Annotated in this window: 19 protein-coding genes; 7 read left to right on the top strand and 12 right to left on the bottom strand. The window is 42.8% G+C overall.

Going from position 1 to position 24,932, the window contains the following annotated elements:
* Positions 1-41: 41 nt before the first annotated feature.
* From tatB to EXT47_RS17155, 6 genes are all read right to left on the bottom strand, one after another.
* Positions 42-353, bottom strand: coding sequence for a Sec-independent protein translocase protein TatB (gene tatB, locus EXT47_RS17180; RefSeq protein ID WP_010376473.1), 312 nt, complete (start codon positions 351-353; stop codon positions 42-44).
* A 6-nt stretch (positions 354-359) separates the two neighbouring features.
* The gene (gene tatA, locus EXT47_RS17175; RefSeq protein WP_010376470.1) at positions 360-596 is read right to left on the bottom strand and encodes a Sec-independent protein translocase subunit TatA; all 237 of its coding nucleotides are present in this window, start codon (positions 594-596) and stop codon (positions 360-362) included.
* A gap of 60 nt (positions 597-656) precedes the next feature.
* Positions 657-2,261: a ubiquinone biosynthesis regulatory protein kinase UbiB gene (gene ubiB / locus EXT47_RS17170; RefSeq protein WP_010376468.1), complete on the bottom strand. Its 1,605-nt coding sequence runs from the start codon at positions 2,259-2,261 to the stop codon at positions 657-659.
* A gap of 1 nt (position 2,262) precedes the next feature.
* On the bottom strand, positions 2,263-2,877 hold the full coding sequence (locus EXT47_RS17165; RefSeq protein ID WP_130127150.1) for an SCP2 domain-containing protein: 615 nt from the start codon (positions 2,875-2,877) through the stop codon (positions 2,263-2,265).
* An 8-nt stretch (positions 2,878-2,885) separates the two neighbouring features.
* The gene (ubiE, locus tag EXT47_RS17160; protein WP_010376465.1) at positions 2,886-3,641 is read right to left on the bottom strand and encodes a bifunctional demethylmenaquinone methyltransferase/2-methoxy-6-polyprenyl-1,4-benzoquinol methylase UbiE; all 756 of its coding nucleotides are present in this window, start codon (positions 3,639-3,641) and stop codon (positions 2,886-2,888) included.
* Between the two features lie 118 nt (positions 3,642-3,759).
* Positions 3,760-4,761, bottom strand: a complete 1,002-nt coding sequence (locus EXT47_RS17155) for a GGDEF domain-containing protein (protein ID WP_130127149.1) — start codon at positions 4,759-4,761, stop codon at positions 3,760-3,762.
* Between the two features lie 385 nt (positions 4,762-5,146).
* Between EXT47_RS17155 and EXT47_RS17150 the strand changes: the two genes are divergently transcribed.
* Positions 5,147-6,928, top strand: coding sequence for a DUF885 family protein (locus EXT47_RS17150; protein ID WP_130127148.1), 1,782 nt, complete (start codon positions 5,147-5,149; stop codon positions 6,926-6,928).
* A 75-nt stretch (positions 6,929-7,003) separates the two neighbouring features.
* On the opposite strand, the gene mtnK is transcribed toward EXT47_RS17150, so the two are convergent.
* Positions 7,004-8,206, bottom strand: a complete 1,203-nt coding sequence (gene mtnK / locus EXT47_RS17145; protein WP_130127147.1) for an S-methyl-5-thioribose kinase — start codon at positions 8,204-8,206, stop codon at positions 7,004-7,006.
* A 120-nt stretch (positions 8,207-8,326) separates the two neighbouring features.
* Between mtnK and mtnA the strand changes: the two genes are divergently transcribed.
* The 3 genes from mtnA to EXT47_RS17130 all read left to right on the top strand — a co-directional run bounded on the left by mtnA (position 8,327) and on the right by EXT47_RS17130 (position 14,663).
* On the top strand, positions 8,327-9,349 hold the full coding sequence (gene mtnA, locus EXT47_RS17140; protein ID WP_130127146.1) for an S-methyl-5-thioribose-1-phosphate isomerase: 1,023 nt from the start codon (positions 8,327-8,329) through the stop codon (positions 9,347-9,349).
* A 93-nt stretch (positions 9,350-9,442) separates the two neighbouring features.
* A complete protein-coding gene (locus tag EXT47_RS17135) occupies positions 9,443-11,386 on the top strand; it encodes a S9 family peptidase (protein WP_130127145.1) in 1,944 nt (647 codons plus the stop codon).
* 427 nt (positions 11,387-11,813) lie between these two features.
* The gene (locus EXT47_RS17130; RefSeq protein ID WP_130127144.1) at positions 11,814-14,663 is read left to right on the top strand and encodes a pitrilysin family protein; all 2,850 of its coding nucleotides are present in this window, start codon (positions 11,814-11,816) and stop codon (positions 14,661-14,663) included.
* Between the two features lie 153 nt (positions 14,664-14,816).
* Here the strand turns inward: EXT47_RS17130 and EXT47_RS17125 are convergent, their stop codons facing one another.
* Positions 14,817-16,958, bottom strand: a complete 2,142-nt coding sequence (locus EXT47_RS17125; RefSeq protein ID WP_130127143.1) for a winged helix-turn-helix domain-containing protein — start codon at positions 16,956-16,958, stop codon at positions 14,817-14,819.
* Positions 16,959-17,157: 199 nt separating this feature from the next.
* Here EXT47_RS17125 and EXT47_RS17120 point away from each other — a divergent pair, with 199 nt between their 5' ends.
* On the top strand, positions 17,158-17,553 hold the full coding sequence (locus tag EXT47_RS17120) for a hypothetical protein (protein ID WP_130127142.1): 396 nt from the start codon (positions 17,158-17,160) through the stop codon (positions 17,551-17,553).
* 23 nt (positions 17,554-17,576) lie between these two features.
* Here the strand turns inward: EXT47_RS17120 and EXT47_RS17115 are convergent, their stop codons facing one another.
* From EXT47_RS17115 to EXT47_RS17105, 3 genes are read right to left on the bottom strand one after another with little or no spacing between them, the layout of a single operon-like run.
* Positions 17,577-18,119: an acireductone dioxygenase gene (locus EXT47_RS17115; RefSeq protein WP_130127141.1), complete on the bottom strand. Its 543-nt coding sequence runs from the start codon at positions 18,117-18,119 to the stop codon at positions 17,577-17,579.
* Positions 18,116-18,802, bottom strand: coding sequence for an acireductone synthase (mtnC, locus tag EXT47_RS17110; RefSeq protein WP_130127140.1), 687 nt, complete (start codon positions 18,800-18,802; stop codon positions 18,116-18,118). Before mtnC ends, EXT47_RS17115 begins: the two co-directional genes overlap by 4 nt.
* A complete protein-coding gene (locus EXT47_RS17105) occupies positions 18,799-19,413 on the bottom strand; it encodes a methylthioribulose 1-phosphate dehydratase (protein ID WP_130127139.1) in 615 nt (204 codons plus the stop codon). The genes mtnC and EXT47_RS17105 overlap by 4 nt, the downstream gene beginning before the upstream one ends.
* Before the next feature lie 102 nt (positions 19,414-19,515).
* On the opposite strand from EXT47_RS17105, the gene EXT47_RS17100 reads away from it, so the two are divergent.
* Both EXT47_RS17100 and EXT47_RS17095 read left to right on the top strand, forming a co-directional pair.
* Positions 19,516-20,655, top strand: coding sequence for a methionine aminotransferase (locus EXT47_RS17100; protein WP_130127138.1), 1,140 nt, complete (start codon positions 19,516-19,518; stop codon positions 20,653-20,655).
* A complete protein-coding gene (locus EXT47_RS17095) occupies positions 20,643-21,413 on the top strand; it encodes an amidohydrolase (RefSeq protein ID WP_130127137.1) in 771 nt (256 codons plus the stop codon). The genes EXT47_RS17100 and EXT47_RS17095 overlap by 13 nt, the downstream gene beginning before the upstream one ends.
* Before the next feature lie 76 nt (positions 21,414-21,489).
* On the opposite strand, the gene EXT47_RS17090 is transcribed toward EXT47_RS17095, so the two are convergent.
* On the bottom strand, positions 21,490-24,792 hold the full coding sequence (locus tag EXT47_RS17090; protein ID WP_130127136.1) for a methyl-accepting chemotaxis protein: 3,303 nt from the start codon (positions 24,790-24,792) through the stop codon (positions 21,490-21,492).
* Positions 24,793-24,932: the final 140 nt, after the last annotated feature.

Genomic DNA, 24,932 nt, shown 5'->3' with positions numbered 1-24,932 from the left:
CAAAGCTAGCCTTTGACTGAACTATCTAACTGCTAGATTGATTAGTCTTTGTTTTTATTATTTTCGGTTGATTTATAAGAATGTCTGACTGATTCAGCCGCATCTTGTAATTCTTGAACGGATTGCTTGAGTTCGGGGGCCAAATCTTGCATTCCCTGTTGTTCCGCTTTCTTCAAATTATTATGTAGCTCGTGAACACGTAATTCTTCACTCACTTCAGCCTTGACTGAATTGGCGACAGATTTTACCGTTTTTATCCATCTCGCTACGGTGCGGATTGCAACGGGAAGACGTTCAGGGCCAAGTACAATTAGGCCAACGATAAGAACGACCACTAACTCCCACATACCCATGTTGAATTACACCTTATCTTTTTCTTTCTCTGATACCGGTTGTGCTTGCTCAGTTGTTGTATTTTTTAACTTTTCTGGCTCAGAGTCGGTCGCAGTTTGCTCATCCGATACCGCCTTTTTAAAGCCTTTAACTGCACCACCCAAATCACTACCAATACCGCGTAGTTTTTTAGTTCCAAATAACAAAACAATGATGGCTAAAATAATAAGTAATTGCCAAATACTGATCCCACCGAATCCCATAATAACTCCATTGATACTTACTGCTTATGAATAATGATTATACGCCTAGCGAGCAAAAAATCACCCTGTTTTACGCCATGCGCCAATAAATACTAGCACGGCAATAATCGCAAGTAGGCTACTTGCGACAGGCTTGTCAAAAATAAAGCTCAATCCCGATATAATTGCAAAACTGCTCGCTGCTAAGCCTAATAATAGCGGCTTAGTCGCAGTATCTGCTTTTTGTGTGACAGTTGGAGGGGGGCGGCGCTTGAGATTTTGGTAAATCAAATCTGGCAGTTCAGGCATTTTTTCAGCCCAAAATGGTAAGTTCGCATATAGCTTTTTCGCCACCGCGAGAGGGCCAACTTGCTCTTGCACCCAATGCTCTAAAAAAGGTTTGGCCGTTTTCCACAGATCTAACTGTGGATAAAGCTGGCGCCCTAGGCCTTCTACATACAGCAGAGTTTTTTGCAATAATACGAGCTGTGGTTGCACTTCCATATTGAACCGTCTTGCTGTATTAAACAAATTTACTAGCACATGACCGAACGAAATTTCAGCGAGCGGTTTGTTAAAAATGGGTTCGCATACAGTGCGAATGGCAAACTCAAACTCTTCTACGCAGGTATCTGCCGGAACCCACCCAGAATCCACATGAAGCTGTGCCACCTGACGATAATCACGATTAAAAAAGGCGATAAAGTTTTCGGCCAAATAGCGTTTATCTTCACGGTTTAAGGTGCCGACTATGCCGCAATCTATACCAATATACTTAGGGTTATGAGGATTTTCACGAGAGACAAAAATATTGCCAGGGTGCATATCTGCATGGAAAAAACTGTCACGGAATACCTGTGTGAAAAAGACTTCCACGCCGCGCTCGGCCAGCAATTTCATATTGGTGCCTTGCGCTAACAAGGCTTCGGTGTCTGAAACCGGAATACCGTAGATGCGTTCCATCACCAGCACGTTTTTACGTGAATAATCACTATATACTTCAGGGATGTACAGAGAATCTGAGTCTTCAAAGTTGCGTCTGAGTTGAATTGCGTTCGCGCCTTCTCGCATCAAGTCTAGCTCGTCGAGTAAGGTTTTTTTGTATTCCCTAACAACTTCCACTGGGCGCAGGCGTTTTCCTTCGCTGAGTAAATTGACAACGATTTTAGCGAAACGCTCCATTAAAGAGAGATCTGCATGGATTTGTTTCTCGATATCGGGACGAATAACTTTGATCACGACATCTTTTAACTCATCTTTGTGTTGTAGCTTGGCTGCATGTACTTGCGCTATCGAAGCTGAAGCCAGCGGTTTTGATTCAAATTCAGCAAAGTATTCATGAATATTGTCGATTTCTAGCGCTTGCTCAATGAGCTTTTGTGCCATCGCGGGGTCAAATGGTTGAACTTGATCCTGCAAAAATGCAAGTTCTTCAGCAATATCTGGTGGTAGTAAATCTCGACGGGTCGAAAGCATCTGGCCGAACTTGATCCACACCGGCCCCAAAGTTTGTAGTGCCAGACGTAGGCGTGTGCCTACTGGTTTGTCTTTATGTTTGTTGCGCAGCCAAAATAAACTCGCTCGAGCGAGTTTACCGTACCAAGGCTGCTTATGCGCAGGGACGATTTCGTCTAAACCATACGTTAAAAATGTTTTGGTGATCTGATGCAAGCGAAGTAAAGACAACCTAATTTCCTTTGTTCTGCTGAAGTAATACGCTGAGGCGTTGATTTAAGCTTTCGACCTGATTGTTTAATGTTCTCACTTGCTGCTTAAACTGTTGAAACTCGAGCGGGTGAGGCGCAACCTTCAACTCATCTTGAAATAACCCTGTTAGGGTTGCCTTGGCTACCTGTCCATCTTGCTTTGCGCGATGCGCTAACTTATGAAAGGTATCTACGGCAACTTGTGCGGGACCATCACCGACATATTTGGCGAGGTGTTCCGCCCAATCAATATCAAGTGTTGCTAATGCATTACTATATAGTTGTGCTAGCGCTAAATCCCCTTCAAGATCGAGCTTATCTTGACGGATAAGCGCAGTGAGTTGGTTTGGATCTTTGAGCTCAAGCAAGGTTGGTAAATCGGCACTAATTGAACAATCGGCTTCGCCATCAAAAGGACATAAAACGTAAATGTTAATACCTGTGTAAGTCACAGCTAAACAAGTATTTTGATCTCGAATATCAACACTGAGCACTTTGTGTTGGCCTTTACTTAGCACATGCTTTAGCTCAGGTGAGAGTTTAAGGCCTTTGTTTAAAGCCGTCTCAAGTACGGCGCCAAGTAATGAAGCTAACACAGCAACTCCTAGAATTTAAAGCCGCGATGAAGGGCGACGATGCCTCCGGTCATATTTTGGTAGTCAGTTTGTTCAAAACCGGCTTCATCCATCATGGATTTTAGCGTTTCTTGATCTGGGTGCATGCGAATAGATTCTGCAAGGTAGCGATAAGACTCACTGTCATTTGCAACTAATTTGCCCATTGCAGGTAATAGTGTAAATGAATACATATCATACAACTTTGCCAGCGCTTCGTTATCGGTCTTTGAAAATTCAAGTACCAGTAAGCGTCCACCTGGTTTTAGCACTCTGTACATTGAGCGCAATGCTTTATCTTTATCAGTTACGTTACGTAAACCAAAGGCAATAGTGATGACATCAAAAGTATTATCGTCAAATGGCAGCATTTCTGCGTTCATTTGAACGTATTCAATATTGCCAACAAGTCCCGAGTCGCGTAATTTTTCGCGGCCTACTTTAAGCATTGAGTCGTTAATATCACCTAAAACAACTTGTCCTTTATCACCAACTAATTCGCTAAATCTTGCGGTTAAATCACCCGTACCGCCAGCAAGATCAAGTACTTTGTGACCAGCGCGTACACCTGAGCAGGCAATAGTTTGACGCTTCCACAAACGATGGATACCGAATGACATCAGATCATTCATGATGTCGTATTTTGCAGCTACAGAATGAAATACGTCTGCAACCATAGAGGCTTTTTTGTCGGTCTCGACTGTTTTGTATCCAAAGTGGGTAGTATTGTCTTGTGACTCTTTCATGTGGGTTCCATCATTACTCTGCAACTATGCTTGCTAGTGTACTTGATTGGTAGCCGTAGGTGCAATTTCTTATCCGTGTTGTATTGTTGAAAATGCAAACAAAAGAGGATATTGCAGATCAGTGACTAATATAACAGTGTTGGCCGAGAGAATGTGCCTTCTGCGCAGCATAACCTGCACGTTTAGCCAACACGTTAAAGTCTTGCTCTGGTGCAAGTTGGGCTATCCCAAGAGCCAGAGACACATTAGGTAATGGAATTTTCCCTTTCGCGCTGACAAACTTTAATCGCTCAACACCTTTACGCACTTTTTCCGCGATAACATTCGCGGTATCTAAGTCTACATCGGCAAGGATAACCGTGAATTCTTTTTTACCTGTGCGACCAGGTAAGCCACTTTCAACGACATAACGTTTGATATTATTGGCGATACGATTAAGCACAACTTCACCCACAACATCACCAAACCGCGTTGAAAACTCGTCAAGGTTATCAACTTGGATAGAAAGCGCACAGACGGATTTTTGCTGCGATTGCCATAGGGACACTTTTTGATGAAGATAGTGACGCTTATAAAGACCCGTTTGTGGGTCTAATAAGTGTTGTTTACGCAAGTCGAGTAGTAACTTTTGATTACGTTCATAATCTAAACGCGATTTTATTAACGCTTGTTTAAATTGTTTGTGCTGTTTTAGCAATAGCTCAGTTTGTTTGGTGAGTGTTGATAGTGCGCGCTTACTCTTTTGAATGTTGTGTTCATCTAAATTATGCACACATTGACTGACTTGTTGGGCAAAGCGAATAACCTGCTTTTGTGAGGTTTCTGCATTTTCGTGTAATTCAGTCACCAAAGAATCAACGCCTTCAAGTAATTCAGATTGTGTTTTTTGACCTTGATCTAAAAATTGGTAGTAGAGTTGTTCAATGAATACGCAGTCTATTTTTGTGTGCGCTTTGATGGCCTTGTTGATGGCACTGTCAAGATCTTTGTTCGTGGCGCTAATATGGGTATAAGCAACCTGATAATTTAAAGGCGTGGGCGGCAAATGATGTTGCTCTAAAAACAGGCACACCTGTGTCATTTTTTCTTGGGCAACAGCCATGGGATCATGGAACATCATTTCATTTACCACAACAATTAATTATCAAACGTTAATGAACTACCACCAGCTCCTTCGGTGTAACTCTTGTCCTAATTGCACTAGACCTACATTAATCTGTATCGTCCGAATTTAAAAGTAAAAAATTTGTCTTTGAAATAGAAAATTTACATTTCTTTGTTGAATTGCTGATTTTCTCATCAATTTTTACTAGGTTGGGTAAATTGTATTCGATCTGAGATATTCGTGATTCTATCGAATTAAGTTGCATCTGTTACGGGACTCTCCTACTTTGACTAGCAGAAAATTCATTTCACCATAACAAAAGCTCAGAACGATGGATAATCATTATTTTTTGGCTATTTTACCGCGAACTGAGTAACAACAAAGTATTGAGGAAATCAGCGTGTTATCACCAAAATTAAAGCTGTGGACTAAACGTTCAAGCGTCGCCGTTTATTTAACTGTCGCTTTATCTGGTTGTGCTATTACTGGAAGTGACAATAACGCTGAGTTTACTCAAATAGCTGGCAGCGTTATGAAATTTAGAAGTGATAATAATGCCTATGGTCGCAGTGATACAAAAGCAGAGTTTCTACTACCAAACCTCAGCGCCGAAAAGTTGGCGACCACAAATCAGCAGCGTCTACAGTTCTTGGCTCAGCTCGACAATATCGACACTTCAGCGCTGAGTGAGGAAAATCAAATCAATCTCACTATTTTGCGTGCACAAGTGCAGAATAGCGTCGATGAATATCGTTTTCATAGCCACTATATGCCGCTCACCTCGGAATACGGCTTTCATTCCGGTCTGTCTTTTATGATCTCGAGTCATGACTTTAAGAAACGTGCTGGTTACGAGCTATATTTGGCACGTTTGCAGCAGGTTCCACGCTATTTTAAGCAAAATATCGACTGGATGAAAGAAGGTATAGCGGTTGGTCTGACTCAGCCGAAAGCGGTGCTTGAAGGTTATGAAAGTTCTATCGAAGCTTATATCGTTGATGATGTGACAAAATCCGAGTTCTATGGCCCGTTTACACAAAACCAAGCGGGTTTGCCTGATGCCGAATTTAAAGCTCTGCAACAACGTGCCAAAAAGATTATTAAAGGGGATGTGATCGCAGCATATCAAGATTACCTTAATTTCTTTGTCAATGAGTATCGACCAGCGGCTAGGACCGAAATTGGAATTTCTTCTACACCAAATGGTGAAGCGTTTTATGCGAACCGAGCGAAATACTATACCACCACGGATATGACGCCTAAGGAGATCCACGAGCTTGGTCTTAAAGAGGTGGCTCGGATCCGTGCGGAGATGGAAAAAATTATTAAAAAAGTAGGCTTTAAGGGATCTTTTGCCGACTTTGTGCAGTTCTTAAGAACCGATCCACAGTTTTATGCTAAAACCCCCGAAGCGTTACTTAAAGAAGCTGCATATATAGCAAAGAAGATGGATGCTCAGCTACCTAAGCTATTCCATACATTACCAAGAAAGCCATACGGTGTCGCCCCAGTGCCTGCGAGCATTGCGCCTAAATACACGACAGGGCGTTATTCGGGGGCACGCAGTGATACTGATGCAGGTTATTATTGGGTAAATACCTACGCGCTGGATAAGCGCCCGTTATATGTATTGGAAGCATTGACTCTACATGAGGCCGTGCCTGGTCACCATTTGCAGATCTCCTTGAATGCCGAGCTTGATTACCTACCGGAATATCGTCGCAACGAATACATTTCAGCTTTTGGTGAAGGGTGGGGGTTATATTCTGAATTTTTGGGTATCGAAGCGGGGTTCTATCAAGACCCTTACAGTGACTTTGGTCGTTTAACCTACGAGATGTGGCGAGCGGCTCGTTTGGTTGTAGACACCGGCATGCATATGTTTGGCTGGAGCCGCGAACGAGCGATGAACTTTATGAAAGACAACACGGCCTTGTCCTTACATAATGTTAAAACGGAGACTGATCGTTATATTTCGTGGCCAGCTCAAGCACTGTCATACAAAATTGGTGAACTAACCATTAAGCGGCTACGTCGCAAAGCAGAAAAAGCACTGGGCGATCAGTTTGATATCCGTGAGTTCCACCATCAAATCTTACGTCATGGCTCTGTGCCATTATTTGTGCTTGAAGAGCAAATCGACAAATATATTGAAACCACGATGAATCAAGCGCGTAAGTAATTGCGTTTATCCATCTAACAGAAAAGCCCAAAGCAGAGACTTTGGGCTTTTTCATTCAGTGATTCTAAACTTTGTTTAGTTTACAAAACTAATAATTAGCTGATATACATCATCGGTCGTTCGGCATTTATTGGCATTAATGATGAGCTGTTCACCTAAGTGCAGCGCTCGCTGTTGTACCGCTAAGCGCGCGTCTTCATCTTCAATCGCATCTATGTCTGCAACATGGGCGAGACCAATAGTGCGGCGGATCAATTCACACCCACAATAACCAACCGCGTCTTGCAATACTTTAGTGAGAAAGTATTCCGCGTAGCCTTCTGTTTGCAACGATAGGTCGCGTGTTTGTGTTTTCGCCAGTTCAAGCCAAGTTACATAGAAGCTCGATAGAGTGGTGGCGATACTATCGAGTAAATACACCTGCATATTTCGACGCTTTGGCAGAGCGTTAATGCGAGCATGTTGGGCACAGTAGTTGAGCAATAAATTGCCGATAAATGAGCCTAAATCAAAGCCTATTGGGCCAAAAAAGCCAAACTCTGGATCGATTAGCTTAGTGTGCTCGGCATCGACGAAAATACTGCCTGTATGGACATCACCGTGAAGTAAGGTTTCTGGTGCATTGAGAAATTGGGCTTTGAGTTTTGCCACTTCAACTAATAACGTCTTATTTTTTCTCAGCATTTCCACAGACGGTTGTAATGCAGCAGGGAAGTTGTTTCTTTCAGCATCGCGGTATGGGTCGTCAAAGAATAAATCTTCTGTGATTGCGCACAGTTCGGGATTGGTAAACTCGGTGACTAGGGCTTTCTTTTCACTCGGTGTTAAGTAAAAGCTTGAGTGGTAAAAGCTGGTTTTTGCTAGATAATTTGCGACGTCTTTGCTGAGTCTTGCAAAGGTGTTCGCTTGGTTTAATTCACCGCGTAAAATGCGTAGATGACCAAGATCTTCCAGCACGGTTAGTGCTAACTCCGTATTATGGTGCAACACTTTTGCTGTGGTATCTGGGCAGATCTCACCATGGCGCTGTAATACACTGGCCTCAATTCTGGCTCTGTCTAATGTAAGCGGCCAGCTCTCACCCACACATCGAGCGTAAGGCAAAGCTTGCTTGACGATGATGCTATTTTCTTGCGTATCTTGCACGCGGAAAACCAAATTCAGATTGCCATCACCAAACTCATAACAAGATAAGGTTGCACCTTTATCAAAGAAGCTTCCTAAATTAGTAATGTAATCAATAACTTTTTCTGCATCAAATTCAATGTAGCTCGACATGTTTCTGCACCTTGTGGATATTTGCTATTAGCATTCTATATTTTTAAATGTTTAGATGTCTATACTTCTTTAGATCTTGATGTAAAATATCATTAGTACACTTTGAAAGAGCGGGATGTCATGAAAACCTTAATTGCACGTAGTCTTAAATTCGAATCGGGCGTGGTACAGGTATTGGATCAATACTTACTGCCACATCAACAGGTGTGGCATGAATGCCGCGACGTTGCGACGATGAGCGAGCTAATTCTGACACTTAAGGTTCGTGGCGCTCCGCTTATTGGTTTAGCGGCAAGTTTATTAATTGGTTATCTTGCCGAACAGGGAGAAGGTAAAGACACCATTGCCCGCTCGATAGATGAACTTGAAGCAACGCGCCCTACAGCGGTGAATTTAATGCACTGCATGGCGAGATTGCGTGAAGCGTTACAAGCGAATGATTGGCAACAACAAGTGATCACAACCGCTGAACAGTTATTTGAAGAAGACACTGCGTTATGCGACCGTATGGCAAGCATAGGCGCGGAGCTTGTGAATGCGGGAGACAACATTCTTACTCACTGCAATACTGGTGCGCTGGCAACGGCAGGTGTAGGCACCGCACTTGGCGTAATTCACCATGCTGCAAAACAACATGGCGACATTCATGTTTGGGTTGATGAGACTAGACCACTGTTGCAAGGTGGTAGGCTTACCGCGTTTGAACTAGATGCATGGCAAATCCCATACACGCTAATTTGTGACAATATGGCTGCGAGTTTAATGGCGGCGGGTAAAGTCGATAAAATCTTTGTAGGGGCAGATAGGATTGCGGCAAACGGTGATTTTGCCAATAAAGTCGGCACTTATAATCTCGCGGTGTTAGCTCATTTCCATAATATTCCTTTTTATGTGGTCGCCCCAATCACAACTTTAGATAGCAGCTGTCCAAATGGCGCAGCCATTCCAATTGAACAACGCGCCAAAAGCGAAGTAACAGGTGTCAGTGGTAGTTTTGGTGATTGCCAATGGGCACCCAACAATGCCGAGGTATATAACCCGGCATTTGATGTTACGCCAGCGAGTTTGATCACCGGATGGGTGCTGGATACGGGGTTGTTTACGGGTGATGAGGTTGCCCTAGGTGTATTTTCACAAAGTTAAACATTTGTAATTGTTTTAACTACTCGTAAATCCAAAATCTTGTTAAACTGTACCCATTTTGTGCTTCGATATAAATGGAGAAAGTAAAACAGGATGAAGAAGTTTATTGCTCTGATGTTGTTGGCTGTAGCTGCTAATGCATTCGCTAAACAGGAAATACCGCTAGAGTCTTTTAGTAAAGGTAGTGAGTTTTCTGATGTGAAGATATCACCTAACGGAGAATATCTTAGTTTTATCACTAAAAGAGAAGGTAAAAACACATTAGGTTTTTTACAACTTGATAAATTCAAACTGATTCATGCCGTGCGATTCAATGACAATGCTCAAATCGGCCGCTATGAATGGGTGAATGATGATCGCGTGGTATTAGAAAAGGAATATATAAGAGGTTGGAAAGATCACCCTGAGTTTCATGGCGAGTTATTCGGCGTAAATGTAGATGGAAGCCGTGGTAAGTATTTGGTGGGTTACCAAGGTGAGGGACAAACGGGGTCTCGTTTGCGTAAAGCTACCCCGCTGTATGGTACATCTTATATTCTTGACCCTTTGGTCAATGACGAAAACAAGATGTTGATTGTGACCTATCCTTGGACAGGCTCGAAAGAGCCTACTACACGAGTTTACGAGGTTAACGTTCATACTGGTGTCAGGCGCAAAGTAACAAATTCTCCAAGAAAAATGGGGCGCTTTTTGACCGATCACCAAGGAGAGGTTCGCGCCGTTGTGTCTGAGGATGATGATGGCAATTCATTAGTTTTCATCCGTGAAGAAGCAGACTCAAAATGGGCAGAGCTCACATTAGAAAACAACTTAGATGATTTCTGGATGCATGGATTCGATAAAACTGGAACGTCAGTTTATCTTTCAGCATCAACGGCTGGTGAGCCCATGGCTTTCTATAAATTAGGCTTAGCAAGCAAAAAACTCACTCATGTTTTTCAAGATAAAGTGGTTGATCCAACAAAAGTATGGATAGATCCGATTGATAAATCCCCTTTCGCTATTGAACTAGACCCCGGATATCCTACCTATGCATTTATTGATGAAAGTGCTGATTGGAGTCAACGCCTAAAGTCTCTGATAGCCTCGATCCCTGGAAATCAAATACGTATTGTAAGTAGTACGAGAGATGGTGGACAAGTGGTTGTATTCGCAAGCAGCGATACCAATCCTGGGGATTATTACCTTTATGATAGTAAAGCCAACAAGATGAAATATCTTGCGTCTGCAAGAGGCTGGATTAAACCAAATCAAATGTCTACAGTCGAGCCTGTTAAATTCGCAAGCCGTGATGGACTCACTATTCATGGATATCTAACAACACCAATAAACGCAGAAAAGAAAAACCTTCCTTTGATTGTTATGCCTCATGGTGGACCTCATGGACCAAGAGATTATTGGCAGTTTGACCCTGAAGTACAAATGCTTGCGAGCAGAGGAATGGCTGTGTTACAAGTTAACTTTAGAGGCTCTGGTGGTTATGGAGATGCATTTGAAGTACTTGGCTACCAAAAGTGGGGCAAGGAAATTCAATATGACATCATCGATGGAACCCGTGACTTAATCTCCAAAGGTATCGTCGATAAAAAGCGGATTTGTATTATGGGGGCAAGTTTTGGCGGTTATTCTGCATTGCAAAGCGCAATATTAGAACCCGACTTATTCCAATGCGCAGTCGGTGTTGTTGGTGTATACGATTTACCACTGATGTTTGAAGAAGGTGATGTTGCTCAGCGTAGCTCAGGGGTCGCATATTTAGAACGTGTACTTGGTACCGATGAGAAACAGTTAAAGGCATTTTCTCCAAGCTATAATGTCGATAAGCTTAAGGTTCCTGTCCTTATCGTACATGGTGGTGAGGACCAAAGAGCGCCAATTGAACAAGCGGAATCTTTAATTGATGCACTGAAAAAGGCTGATAAGTCTTATCAGTATTACTTACTTGAAGATGAAGGGCATGGTTTCTATAAACCGGAACATCGTCTGAAATACTTTAAGAAAGTGCTCGCATTCCTAGAAGAACCTCTGCAGTTATAGTTTTTAAATACAGCAATAGCCAGTAATTGATGCTGGCTATTTTACTTCATTACAAATACCTTCAATACTTCCTGACTCAAACGGAGCAAGTCGACTATCGAGTTCTGCCGCCGTTAAATTTTTATCAAAAGCTCAGGCAATTGACTCGTATTGTCGTGACTAAGCGTATAAAACGCTACGCCAACGCTCTTATCGCTGCCTAGCATTTCACTCTTTGTAGCTCGAAAGACTAAAAAATAATTCCATTATATTTCTAATTTATTGATTTTAATGCTAATAAAAATAAATAAATTCATGATGACTCGATAAGCGACTTAAATTTTTTTGGCTTGTAATCTTGTTGCCAACAACGGGGAACGCTGAACGCTTCTAGCTTTGTTCCATACGAGATAAACGCCAAATTATAAAATAAATGTAAGGATTTTTTATGCTTTTAAACAAAGTTGCAATCGCAGTCATAATGGCCGCAACATTGAACGGTTGTAGTCAATTTCAATCTTCTGATGCATCAAAGTACGCTGGTGCAACATTAGTGGAACAAAAAAACATCGAGGGCGGTGATATTGGGATCGCTTATCAAAAGTTTGAACTCGATAACGGTTTGACAGTTATTCTTCATGAAGATCATTCAGACCCTTTAGTTCATGTAGATGTAACTTACCATGTTGGATCTGCACGTGAAGAAATGGGCAAATCAGGATTTGCACATTTATTTGAGCATATGATGTTCCAAGGATCAAAGCATGTAGCCGACGAAGAGCACTTTAAAATAGTGACGGAAGCCGGTGGTAAGTTAAATGCAACAACCAGTACAGACAGAACAAATTACTTCCAAACAGTGCCAGTGAATCAATTGGAGAAGATGCTTTGGTTAGAAGCAGACCGTATGGGATTCTTTGCTCAAGGTATTACTCAAGAAAAGTTTGAGATACAACGCGCTGCGGTAAAAAATGAGCGCATGATGCGATATGACAACGTCCCTTATGGGCAGGCTTTTGAAAAGCTGCATCAGTCATTGTATGACTATGGCCATCCTTATTCATGGATGCCGATTGGCTATATGTCTGACTTAAATCGTGCGAATTCCAATGACTTGAAAGCCTTTTTCAAACGTTGGTATGGGCCTAATAATGCGACGTTGACAATTGGTGGGGCAGTAACTCCAGATGAAGTTTTACCACTAGTGCAGAAATACTTTGGCTCTATTCCAAAGGGGGAAGTTGTTTCTGATGCGGCAAAGCAACCCGGTACATTAGCTGAGTCTCGTTACGTTTCTTATGAAGATAATGTATCACTACCGATGCTTAGAAAAGTCTACCCAACGGTTTATATGGGGCATAAAGACGAAGCTGCATTAGATGCGATTGGCTATTTTGCAGGGCAAGGTGAAAGCTCAGTGTTATATCGCGAATTGGTTGATACACAAAAAGCGGTAGCGGCATTTGCATGGCATCAATGCTTTGAACTATCTTGTCAAATGGCTTTTGGTGCACTTCCTCATCCGGTGAGTGGTGAGACACTGACTAGCTTAGATAAGCGCATTGATGAGTTAGTTGCAGACTATATTCAAAATAAAATTACCCAAGAAGATGTTGATCTTTTTATCACTAAAAGAGAAGCAGAGATTGTGAGAGCGCTGCAAAGCGTGGAGGGTAAAGTTTCTATGCTGGCTAAATTTGAGACTTTCCATGAGAATCCGGGTTTCCTAACCCAACAGCTTGCAAATGTTAAAGCATTGAAAGTTGGAGATATAAAACGGGTATTTGAGCAATATGTCGCTAATAAAGCGAATGTTGTATTGAGTATTATACCAAAAGGAAAGCCAGAACTTATCGCGCAACAAGACAATTATACGCCGAAGTTCTATGAGCCTAAAACAACCGAGGAAGTACGAGGCGAAGTACAACTTCCCTCAATTACTGATAGTTTTGATCGCAGCATTAAACCACAGGCAGGTATTGCAAAAGCAATTACATTGCCAGACTTATGGCAAGTTAAAACTGATAATGGCATAGACGTATTAGGAGCGTTTGATACCGAAACGCCAACCACAACATTGCTACTTCAGATCCCTGCTGGTCGTTTATATGACCCTGAAAATAAAGCAGGGGTCGCACTGTTAACGGTGGAAATGTTGGGTCAAGCTACAACACAGAGTACGCCGTCAGAGCTGGCACAGCAATTGGCAAAATTAGGTGCTGAGATCGCATTCGAAGCGAAGTCTGAATATATTGAGATTAAGCTATCCACATTAAGTAAGAACTTAACCGCGACACTAGATATCTTGTCAGAAAAGTTGTTACAACCAAAGTTTTCGGAGTCGGACTTCGCGCGAGTTAAAAGCATGGTTTCAGAATATAGTAAATCTGAACGCGATAGCGCAAAATTTCTGGCAGATAGCGCATTATCTCAGGTGATGTATCAAGAAGGAAACTACAGTAAACCTTGGTTGCCGTCTCAAGCTGAGCTTGCGACTACTGAGCTTGCAGATGTTAAATCGTTTTATGCGCAACAGATTCGTCCACAAGGAAGTAAATTATCAATCGTATCCGATGTTGCACAGTCGAAACTGATGTCGGCCTTGACTGGTGCGTTATCACAGTGGCAAGGAAAAGGTGAGCTGGACATGGCGCTTCCTAAACTTGCTGCCCTCGATAGTAATACCGTGTATTTGGTGCATAAAGAGAATGCACCTCAGGTCCAGATCCGTGTTGCACGCCATGCCGCTGCGGAAGATTTAGCTGCGGAGCACTTTAAAAGTCAAATCATGAACTTTGCCTTCTCCGGCAGCTTTAACAGTCGCGTGAATCAAAACCTGCGTGAAAGCAAAGGATATACATATGGTATCGGAGGACGCTTCTCTGGATATGGTGATGCCGGTCAGTTTGTTCTCGCTTCAGGCATTAATGCAGCGAACGTTGCTGATGCGCTGACAGAAATCCAACAAGAGTTTAGCAAGATCAATGAGTACGGATTAACTGATGAAGAAATTCAATTCACAAGAAATTCAATCGCGCAAAGAGATGCGCTGAAATACGAAACACCAGCGGCAAAATTAAACTTCTTTGCGATGATGCATGCCCATAATGTTGATGCCGATATTGTTGATGTCCGAGCTAAAATAATTGAAACAGTTGGCAAAAAGGAGCTTAATCAGCTGGCGAACAAGTACTTTACTCCAGCCGAGATGACTTATGTGGTAGTTGGTGACGCCAACACGCTAAGCAAGCAGCTTGAGGGTAAAGGCTTCACTGTAAAGCAATTAACTATTCAGTAGATTAGTGCAATAGAAAGGATCCCAACCGTGGCGAGCTTATAGAGTTCGCCACTTTCCGTTGCAAACCTACCTGTCAGTAAGAAACTCAATTATCGAGCAACTATAGTGACTTAAGTAAAAAAGAGCGTGTGTCCTTCGGTAAGCTTTACCTGTTTAGCGGTGATATAGCTTTATCTCATTGTGATATCTCGTGAGGTAAGAAATCAGTAACTTGTCACCATGAGCATCGAGGTAGTAAATGCTAGATTCGGCATTCACGCTGGCTTTGATATCTAAGATGTTTGTTATTTGTTGGTTTGCGTCAAGCTCATATACGTATTGCCGATTATAGAGGTAGATTGCACCATTCGCGGCGGTGATCATCGGTCTTACTTTTACATTATCGATGCGTTTTGCAAGTTCGGCTCCAGTAATCAAAGGGGTTACCTGATTAGTTTCTGTATTCAATAACGAAATATCCCTGTTACTGGATAAGGTAACTAGATGACGGTCGTCGTACCAATCAATACTCACTATATCGTCAACCGTAATGGTCTTGCTAATTTTGTCATGTAGAAAAATGAGTTCAATGATTTTGTCATCTGTTATCTCGTGGGCACGTAGTTGAGCAATCTTATTGCCGCCAAGCCGAGTACCACCATTCTGTTCATTATCGGGCAGAGTGAATAGCACTTCAAGAGACTCTAACTTTCTCACTTCAGCTTGTTTGTTGGCGATATGTTTGACAAGAATCTGGCGATTGCTTGGATCTGAGTCGATGATGGAGTAGCCCGAGCTTAATGCTGCTATGGGCGAATATCGATGGCTTGAGTCGATATGCATGACCCCGTAAGATTCCACATTTTTGAAAATAGAATCATTGTAGGCGAATTCATTATCTCCAAGGTAAGCCATGATCACTTCGTAAATATTTGGTTTGGCAAAGAGAGTTGATTTACCCGTATTAAGATCGATGACATAACTGTCATGGTCGTAGCCGTAGGTCGTCATGAGCAATTGGTTTTCTGACATTGGCAAAATATACGAGGTGGGTTCGACCGCAACTTTTACGGCGGGCAGCTCTGTTAAACTTTGCATGGAATAGCGTTTGATCTCACTGGTGTTGTGATCAAACCACAGCACACTTTTTTGCTTGGCATTCCAGTTCGCAGCCCATAGCAAATGCGGAAACTCTGCCAATTTTAGGGTCTTTTGCCCTGTTGAAGTGGTTACTAGTAGCTCGACTTTATCACCGATATTACGAGTAAAAATCAGCTGGTGCGACTCAGGGATAATTGCTAGTAGATGATCACCAAACCCATGATTACTTGGTGTTGTGACCCTAATTTCTTTTTGCTTTTCCAGATCATAACTATAAATAGCGCCTAGATTTGGTACATCTAAATAGCCCCTACGGCTATATATTAGGCGGTCTTTTCCAAAATCAAACAGTGCGCTAATTAGACCGCCAGAACAGTCAAAGAGTAACTGATCATGAGCGCCTGTTTTTAGAGATAGCTGATGGCGGCGGTATTCGCAGATAGGGCTTTCCCCCTCAGTTTCGGAGCGATGTAAGTAATAAATCCATGTACTGTCAGCCGACCAACCTAAAATGCTACTACCGCTCGGTAAGCTGAGTGCTCTTTCATGTTGGGTGGTAAGATCCATTAGTCTTACTTCTCCTAAAGCCCCAACTTCATTGGTGTCGGCTTTAAAATTATAAGCTAGGTAGCGTTGATCCGGTGAGTTAAACAGTTTGCCATGATGGCCTCGATACCAAGAGAGTATTTGGTTATGAAAAACCTCAGCGGATGGCTGTGATTGAGTCGTATTTTCCATCTGAAAAGTTTGTTTTGTTGCAAAATATAGTGCGCTGATCAAAGCGGTGAGTACAATTAAGGTGCCATAGAATATTCGCACTCGGTAAGACTTGCTCGCTTCACTGGTTGCAGTGGTGTCAGATATTTTACCAGGTAACTCAGTCGGTTCAGGAGTTGGTATCGCAAAGCTGTAGCCTTTGCGATAATGGGTTTTTATCATTGGCTGAGGTTGCAGGTCACACGCTAACTGTTTCCTTAGCTCGAAAATGACTCGGTTAATTGTATTGTCGTCGACAAAATCAAGTTGCCAAACATGCTCAGCAAGTTCCTGCCGCGTTATGATCCGCTCTTGGTTGTTAATAAGGTACATCAGCGTTTTAAACAGTAGAGGCTCAAGTTCTTTGCGCTCGTGTTTGTTGTTGATGGTTTGTGTTGCCGTATTAAGTTGCCAACATCCTATATCAATATACTTTGAGTGTGTTGCTTCAAGAACCATGAAAATACCAAATTAGTAATTAGAAAGGCGGATATACAAATTTCGATATTATCAAAGATTTCAAAATAATATTCAGCTGTTATTACTTATATCCTTAGAAATTAACAGTTTTCTGTTATTACATGGTCACAAAATCTTCATTTTATTTTTGGGGACATGCTGTTCTACGATGGGGATTTTGAAGTAAGGAAAGTCGCTAATGAAGGGATGGTTCATTATTGGTGTGGTTGTACTGGCCTTATGCAGTTGCCACTCTATTCACCCGCAAAAAACCTACATCCATATAGTTGCAAGTTGTCCCCCTCAGGTGTTTGAACAATTGTTTATCGATGCTACAGGTAGCTTAGTTGTATCGCCCTCTGAGGCCGAAATTCCAATCGGCATGCACACAAATACTCTGCTTTTTTCACCACTGACAATGTCGTGGGATGTGGTGGACAAGCTTTTGATTCAGTTGGACGACGCTGGGTTTAAGTTTCAAGCAGATTTTTTCGGTAAATATAATCACGCTTATCGTGATAACCATATTGGTGTGTATTTTGTTGAAGGTTGTGAGCCTAGCATGAGTAAGCAAGTACTCACAGTGCTTCGTTAACACTGTGAGTATTCAGACTTGGATTAATCAAGTAATGGAAACTGCTTTGCAATTTCAGAGTCCGTGCTTTTCGCAACCCAGCCCTCTTGATTATTGAATAGGCGAATGGCGGTAAATTCTGGATCGCTACCCATATCGAACCAATGAGGCGTATTTTCTGGTACTGAGATTAGGTCACCTTGCTGACATAGAACTTGGTAAACCTTATCGTTTAAGTGTAAGCAGAATAGCCCTTGTCCTTTAACAAAAAAACGCACTTCATCTTCGCTATGAGTATGTTCAAAAAGAAATTTTTGTCGCAACTCTGAGGCACTTGGGTTGCCCTTTGCAAGTGAAATCACGTCGACAGTTTGATAACCGCCTTGCGCCTTTAATCTTTCAATATCGCTTTGGTAGGCATTAATAATGTCGTCTTGTGACATTTCAGCTGTGATATCGGTGTTAGCCTGCCATTGTTCAAAGCGTACGCCTTGCTCTGAGAGCAAAGATGCGATGATGTTTGCGTCTTGCTCTTGTTGCAAAGCTTGGCTTGGATTCTGTACTTGGTAGATAGTCAGTTGACTCATGAAAATGCCCCTTCATCAAAATGCTCAAAGCTTGATATAACTGGATGTTCAGGTGATGTTGCTTGTGCATCTCTAAACAGCTGTAATGTGTGCATACCAGCGGCCTTTGCTGCGTCTAGCTCGGCAACAATATCGCTTAAAAAGAGGATTTGCTCTGCTTCGTACGGTAGGGCTGCAATAATATTCTGATACGCAGAAACTTCCTGCTTAGCACCCACTTTAGTGTCAAAGTAGTCGCTAAATAGCGGGCGAATATCACCATGGTCTGAGTAGGCAAAAAGCAGCTGCTGCGCTTTCACTGAACCCGAGGAATACACGTAGAGATTGCGACCATCCGCTTTTTGTTGTGTTAAAAACTGGTAGGCATCTTCGTACAAATGTCCGGTAAAATCGCCGTTTGTATAGCCAAACTGCCAAACGAGACCCTGTAGCTGTTTTAATGGCGTGATTTTTTTATCTGCGGCGATCCACTCAAGTAGTGCGGCAATCACGGTATCAATATCAGCGTTGGCATTATCCAATTCTGCTCTGACGGCACTAATTTGCTCGGCAACGGCGGTGTCATGCTGATGGTCGCGAATAAATTGCGGTAAATGCGCAGCGGCATACGGGAATAGTATCTCTTTAACAAATGAGATACGGGTAATTGTCCCTTCAATATCTGTTAAAATGGCTTTGATCATTGGCGCCCCTCCAATTTAATGCGTTCTAATTCACAGGCAAATAAAAACTCTAAGCCCTCAATATGACGACGAGTTTCTTGCACTGTACGGCCCACTGCGTATAACCCGTGGCCCCGGATCAGTACACCGTGTATAACCGGTGTAGTTTGATGAGATTGCGCCACGCGCTGTGCTAGTCGCTCTATATCCTGATCGTTATCAAAAATGGCAATGGATAAGGTTTCTTCATGCGATTGAATGCCAGACAGTGACTTTTGCATTTCATAACCACTGATCTGAAATTGATTGCCTTGAATAAATCGCGATAACACTGTCGCAGCTACGGAATGAGTGTGTAATATACACTGTGCACCCACGCATAATTCATATAGTTTTAGGTGCAATGCAGTTTCGGCTGAAGGCTTGCCACTACCGGCAATGATGGTGCCTGTGGCGTCTAATTCCAGAAATTGTTCTGGTGTTAATTTACCTTTATCAAAGCCGCTGGCCGTGACAACAAAGCCAGAGTCTGTTTTGATAGAGAAATTACCACCAGTCGCGGGAACCCAGCCTTGCTGAGCAACCCAAGCTCCTGCGTCGATAAGCGCGAGTTTTGCGGCTTGTGTGTGCATAGTTAACACCTATAAATTAAATGCGTTTGGACGGCTATACATCTATTTTGAGCAATGATAGCATCCACTCACGATTAGCACCATAAGAAAGAGAGTGTTGCAGTGAAAAGTAAGTTACCTCAGGTTGGAATTAGTATATTTAGCCAAATGACGGCATTAGCGAACGAGCATGGTGCGATCAACTTATCGCAAGGCTTTCCGGAGTTTGATGCGCCTGATTACCTCAAATCACAACTGAGCCACTATGTTGGCGAAGGTCAAAATCAGTATTCGCCTTCTGCCGGCGTACCGAGCTTGCAAGCACAAGTTGCGGCATTAATTGAACGTCGTTATCAGGTGAGTGTTTCAGGACAAGAACAGATCACGGTGACCTCGGGCGCAACGGAAGCACTCTTCGTGGCAATTCAGGCAATAGTATCTGAAGGGGACGAAGTTATTGTATTCGATCCGGCTTACGACTCTTATGAGCCTGCAATTGAACTTGCTGGCGGGAAAGCCGTGCATATTGCGTTGACTGCGCCGCATTACCAAATTGATTGGCAACAAGTCGCAGCGAGTATCAACCCAAATACCCGTGCTATTATCATCAATACACCGCATAACCCGTCGGCTAAAACGCTGAAGCCGTCAGATTTAGAGCAACTAAAACAGCTGCTCAATCAGCATGACTTGTTATTGATCAGTGATGAAGTATACGAACATATTACCTTTGATGGTTTGCCCCATCTGAGCGCATTAACTGATCCAGCATTGTTTGAGCGTGCGTTTGTGATCTCTAGCTTTGGTAAAACCTTTCATAGTACAGGCTGGAAAATGGGTTACTGTGTGGCGCCAAAGCAAATGACTGTTGAATTTAGAAAGATCCATCAGTATGTAACGTTCTCAAGCTTCACTCCGGCACAACTTGCATTGGCTGATATGCTTGCTGAACACCCTGAGCACGTTGATGAGCTGAGTGGATTTTATCAACAAAAACGCGATGTTCTGGTTAAGGCGTTAGCGTCAAGCCGATTTACGCTATTACCAAGTGAAGGGACTTATTTTTTGCTTTTGGATTACAGTGAAATTTCTGAGCTTGATGATGTTGCCTTTTGTCGCTATCTGGTGGAAGAGGTTGGGGTTGCGGCAGTGCCACTCAGCGTTTTTTACCAACAAGCACCTAAAGACAAGGTCATACGATTGTGCTTTGCTAAGGAAAACCAGACATTAGAAGAGGCTGCAAAACGCTTATGTCAACTTTAACCGTTACCCTTGTTCAAACAGATATCCAGTGGCTTTCACCTGAGGCCAACTTTACCCATATTGAACGTTTGCTAGAAAATGTCGAGCCAAGCGATTTAATTTTGCTACCCGAAACATTTGCTACCGGCTTCGCCGTAAAAGAGCCGGATGCTGAGCGCTATGCTGATGCAGCCATCGAGTTTTTACAGCAATGTGCTCAGCGCTTTCAGGCTGTTGTAGCGGGCAGCGTACTGATTCCGCAAGGAGATAAAAAGGCCAACCGTATGGTGTGGTGCCAGCCGGATGGAAAGATACTTCATTATGACAAAAGACACTTATTTTGTTTGGGTAATGAAGGTGATTTTGTCGTTGCTGGTGAGCACCGTGAAGTGTTCGAATTAAAAGGCATTAAATTCTTACCGCAGATCTGCTATGACTTACGTTTCCCAGTATTTCAGCGTAATCAGAACGATTATGAGGTTATGATTAATATTGCAAACTGGCCAGCGGCACGCCGAAATCATTGGGATACTCTACTGGCTGCTCGTGCAATCGAGAATCAGTGCTTTGTGCTTGCGGTAAATCGCGTAGGTGAAGATGGGTATGGCACTGCGCATAATGGCGGTACTAAAGCGATTGACTTCAATGGTAAGAGTCTTGTTTCGGCAGCAGATGACCAAGCAGAAGTTATTACCGTAAAGTTAGAGCTGAGCGACTTGCAGCAATATAAAGCTAAATTTCCAGCCCATCTCGATGCGGATAAATTTACGCTGGCATAATACACATTGGTACATGCATAGCATGCCCAACTAAAAAGCTTAGTTGGGCATGCTCTAACTCGAAACTCAACAGGCCCTAAGATGCATTATATTGATGCACAAGCAATTCACCTTCTCTGCCAGTGGCGCTGTAATCATTCTTTGATAAACGGAAATAGCTCAACTGGGTGCGCATTTCATGGGCTTGCTCAGCCATTTGCCTCGCCGCTGCCATCGTTTCTTCGGTAATTGCAGAGTTTTCTTGAATAAGATCCGTTAGCCTTTGCACCACCAAATCCACTTCTTTAATGGCTTGTTGTTGCATTGAAGTCGACTCATTGATTTTAATAATGTTGTTATTTACATCGCTCACGGCTCCAACGATTTGTTGCAGCTTTTCACCGGAACTATTGGCAAGTTCAGTACCTTGCTCTACCTTTTGATTACTGTTTGAGATAATTTCTTTGATTTGCTTTGCAGAAGCGGCGCTACGCCCTGCCAGCTCTCGTACTTCGTTTGCAACAACTGCAAAGCCACGGCCATTTTCTCCCGCTCGTGCCGCTTCAACGGCAGCATTTAGTGCCAGCAGGTTGGTTTGAAACGCAAGTCCATCAATCACCGATACAATCTCATTAATGTCTTTACTGGCTTTGTTCACTTCAATTATTGCAGCTACGGTTTGGGCAGATAAACTGCCTCCTTCTTTGGCTATGTTTTCTGCGTTTGTTGCTAGTCCTACGGCATCACCAGATTGGTTTGAAACTTTAGTGAGTTCATCTAACATATTGCCGGTGCTGGCACTGGCTTCTTCTAAGTTTGCTGCTTGCTCTTCTGTGCGTTGGCTGATTTCGGTGTTACTCGCAGCTATTTCACCGGCACTTTGAGCAACATAATTTGCTGCGGCTTGGATCCCTTCGATTACACTGGTGAGTTTTTTAATTGTGGTATTGGTGTCATTCTGAAGAGACTTAAACACGCCAAAATATTCCCCCTTTACTTGGTTACTTAAGTCACCCTGAGCAACGTTAGCCAACACGCTGCTGACTTCGGAGATAGCCCCAGAGACCTGTAGAGTCGAGTCATTTACACTCTCTTTAAGTTGTTGCAGTTGACCTTGTAGTGGCAACTCTATTTTTTGACTAAAGTCTCCTTCGGACATTGCGCCCATTACGCTGCCGAGCTCTTCAACGACTTGATTGAGGTTCTCGACTGAACGGTTGATATCACCTTTGAGATTATCGAGCTGTCCAGACATCGCAGATTGAATGGTGCGGTCAAATCGACCATGGCTAATAGCCATCATCACCATAGAGATTTCCGAGATAGCAACATCAACGGCGGTCACAGAAGCATTGATATTATCTTTAAGTTGCGCGAGCTGACCCGTTGCAGCTACGTCCACTTGTTGTTTAAAGTCGCCGTTGCTGACGCCAGCCATCACAGTGCCTATTTCTTTCATTACTCTGTCTAGGTTTGCCATGCTGGAGTTGATATCTTGTTTTAAGGTATCTAATTGGCCTGCGAGTGGAGCATCGAGTTGCGCAGAAAAGTCGCCTTGGCGTAGTGCAGACATAATCGTGCTGATACCGTCAATCGCACTGCTAAGGCTGCGTACGGAATTATTTACCGAATCTTTAAGTTGCGCTAATTTTCCTTTAGCGGGCACGGTGACTTGTTCCTTAAAGTTACCTTGTTCAATATTGGTCATCACATGAACAATACCGTTCATAGTCGAATTAATCGATGCCAAAGAATCGTTAATATTATTTTTGAGCTTTTCTAAGTCACCTGACATGGGGGCATTAAGTTTGGTATCGAAGCGACCATTTGCCATATCAATGGAAATTTCATTCAGCTCAGAAATCGCTCGACTTAACGTATTGGCACAGTGGTTAGTGGCTTCTTTTAGGGTTTCTAGCTCGCCCCGGCACGGTACTTTGATGCGGTCGTCAAACTTGCCCGAGGCCATTTGATTCATGACGCGATTAGCCTCTGTAATAGAAAGCTGTAAGGCATCCAGTAGTGAATTAAATGCCTGTGCACTGTTGCCTATTTCATCATGACTACGAATGGGCGCTCGCAATGAAAAGTTGCCTTCCTGTTCAACTGATTTCATGGTTTCTACCAACTCGTGAACAGGTTTGGTAAGCGTTTTTGAGAACCAATAGGCGACTATCAGTACTAACACTATAGTGACCGCTAAAATAATCATCAGGTATTGAGAGAGCGAGGTGATAGAAGCAAATGCTTCCGCTTCGTCAATTTCGGCAAGCAGTGCCCAACGGGTATTAAAAACTTCCACTGGTGTATAGGCAGATAACACGGCTTCGCCGTTGTAGTCTTCTATAACCTGTTGTCCAGATTGATTATTTAATGCTTGAGAGACTGCAAGCGTGGCTACCTTGCCGCGTTCAGGGTATCGAAATGAATTCACCACGGAATGATGTTGTGGATCTAAGAATGAGTCTGAACGCATCAAACCCTCGGGGCCGACGAGGTAGGTTTCACCACTTTCTCCTAAGCCTTCACGCTCGGTCATAATGGCATTGATGGCATCAATAGATAGCTGTGCAGCTACAATTGCAACGGTTTGGCCATTCACCACGATAGGTTTGGCGATAAAACTAGCGGGTGCATTATAGGAGGGGAGATATTGTTTGTAGTCTGCGAAAGCGCTGATTGTCGGATCCGTTGAGTCCTTCAGTTCTCGATAAAGAGAAGCTAGATTACTATTGGCATAGGGACCCGATTCCAGTGATGTAGCAAAATCAACTTCTTTAAATACAGAATAGACAATATTTCCATTACTTGGATCGATGATAAAGATATCGTAAAACTCATAAATGTCGGCGATATTGAGCATATATGGATGGTAACTGCGGTGAGCAAGGTCATAACTATCTAAGTGACCGGTTTCAATAAATTTGTACTTTTCACCAACAGGGTAGGGGTTGCTTGCTAAGTAACGTGTTTGCAGCGCAAGCCCAGACTCTGAAATGTTACCAATTAGCCTTGCTGTGCTCGTATCTTCGGGGTTTTCTTGATTGAATTTAGGTACGAACACTTCATCATAAAATCGCGATAATTTGGCATAGTTAATATCGGCCTGAGCGCTAGGAAAGCTGCTAATAAACTCTTGTGCAATCACAGGAAGTAATGGGTTTGCTGTAAAGGCATCGAGTTTATCCTCAACGGTCTTAAAGTAACGATTAACCGCGCTTTTTTTGATCTCACTAACGGCACCAAGTTGTGAATATACTTGCGCTGTCATGGCATTCGATGCGGTATTAAGTGCGATGGAAATAATTACTATCAACGGCACGAGCGCGACGATTAGAAATGCAAAAATCAGCTTTTTAGTTAAATTAAGAGAGTTAAAAAATTGCGAAAACCCAGACATAACCTAATTCCCTGTTGCTATGGAAGTACCTATAACAGCATAGAACAGTATTGATTAAGATCTAGACAAAAAAATAAAAAACCCGGCTATCTAGATAGCCGGGCTTGTAAACTTAACGTTTCACGCTTCAATCGTTCTAT

This window comes from Pseudoalteromonas sp. CO342X (assembly GCF_004208915.1).
Lineage (GTDB): Bacteria > Pseudomonadota > Gammaproteobacteria > Enterobacterales > Alteromonadaceae > Pseudoalteromonas > Pseudoalteromonas maricaloris.
Note: the sequence above shows the minus strand (reverse complement) of the source record. Positions and strands in the feature narration are given on the sequence as shown.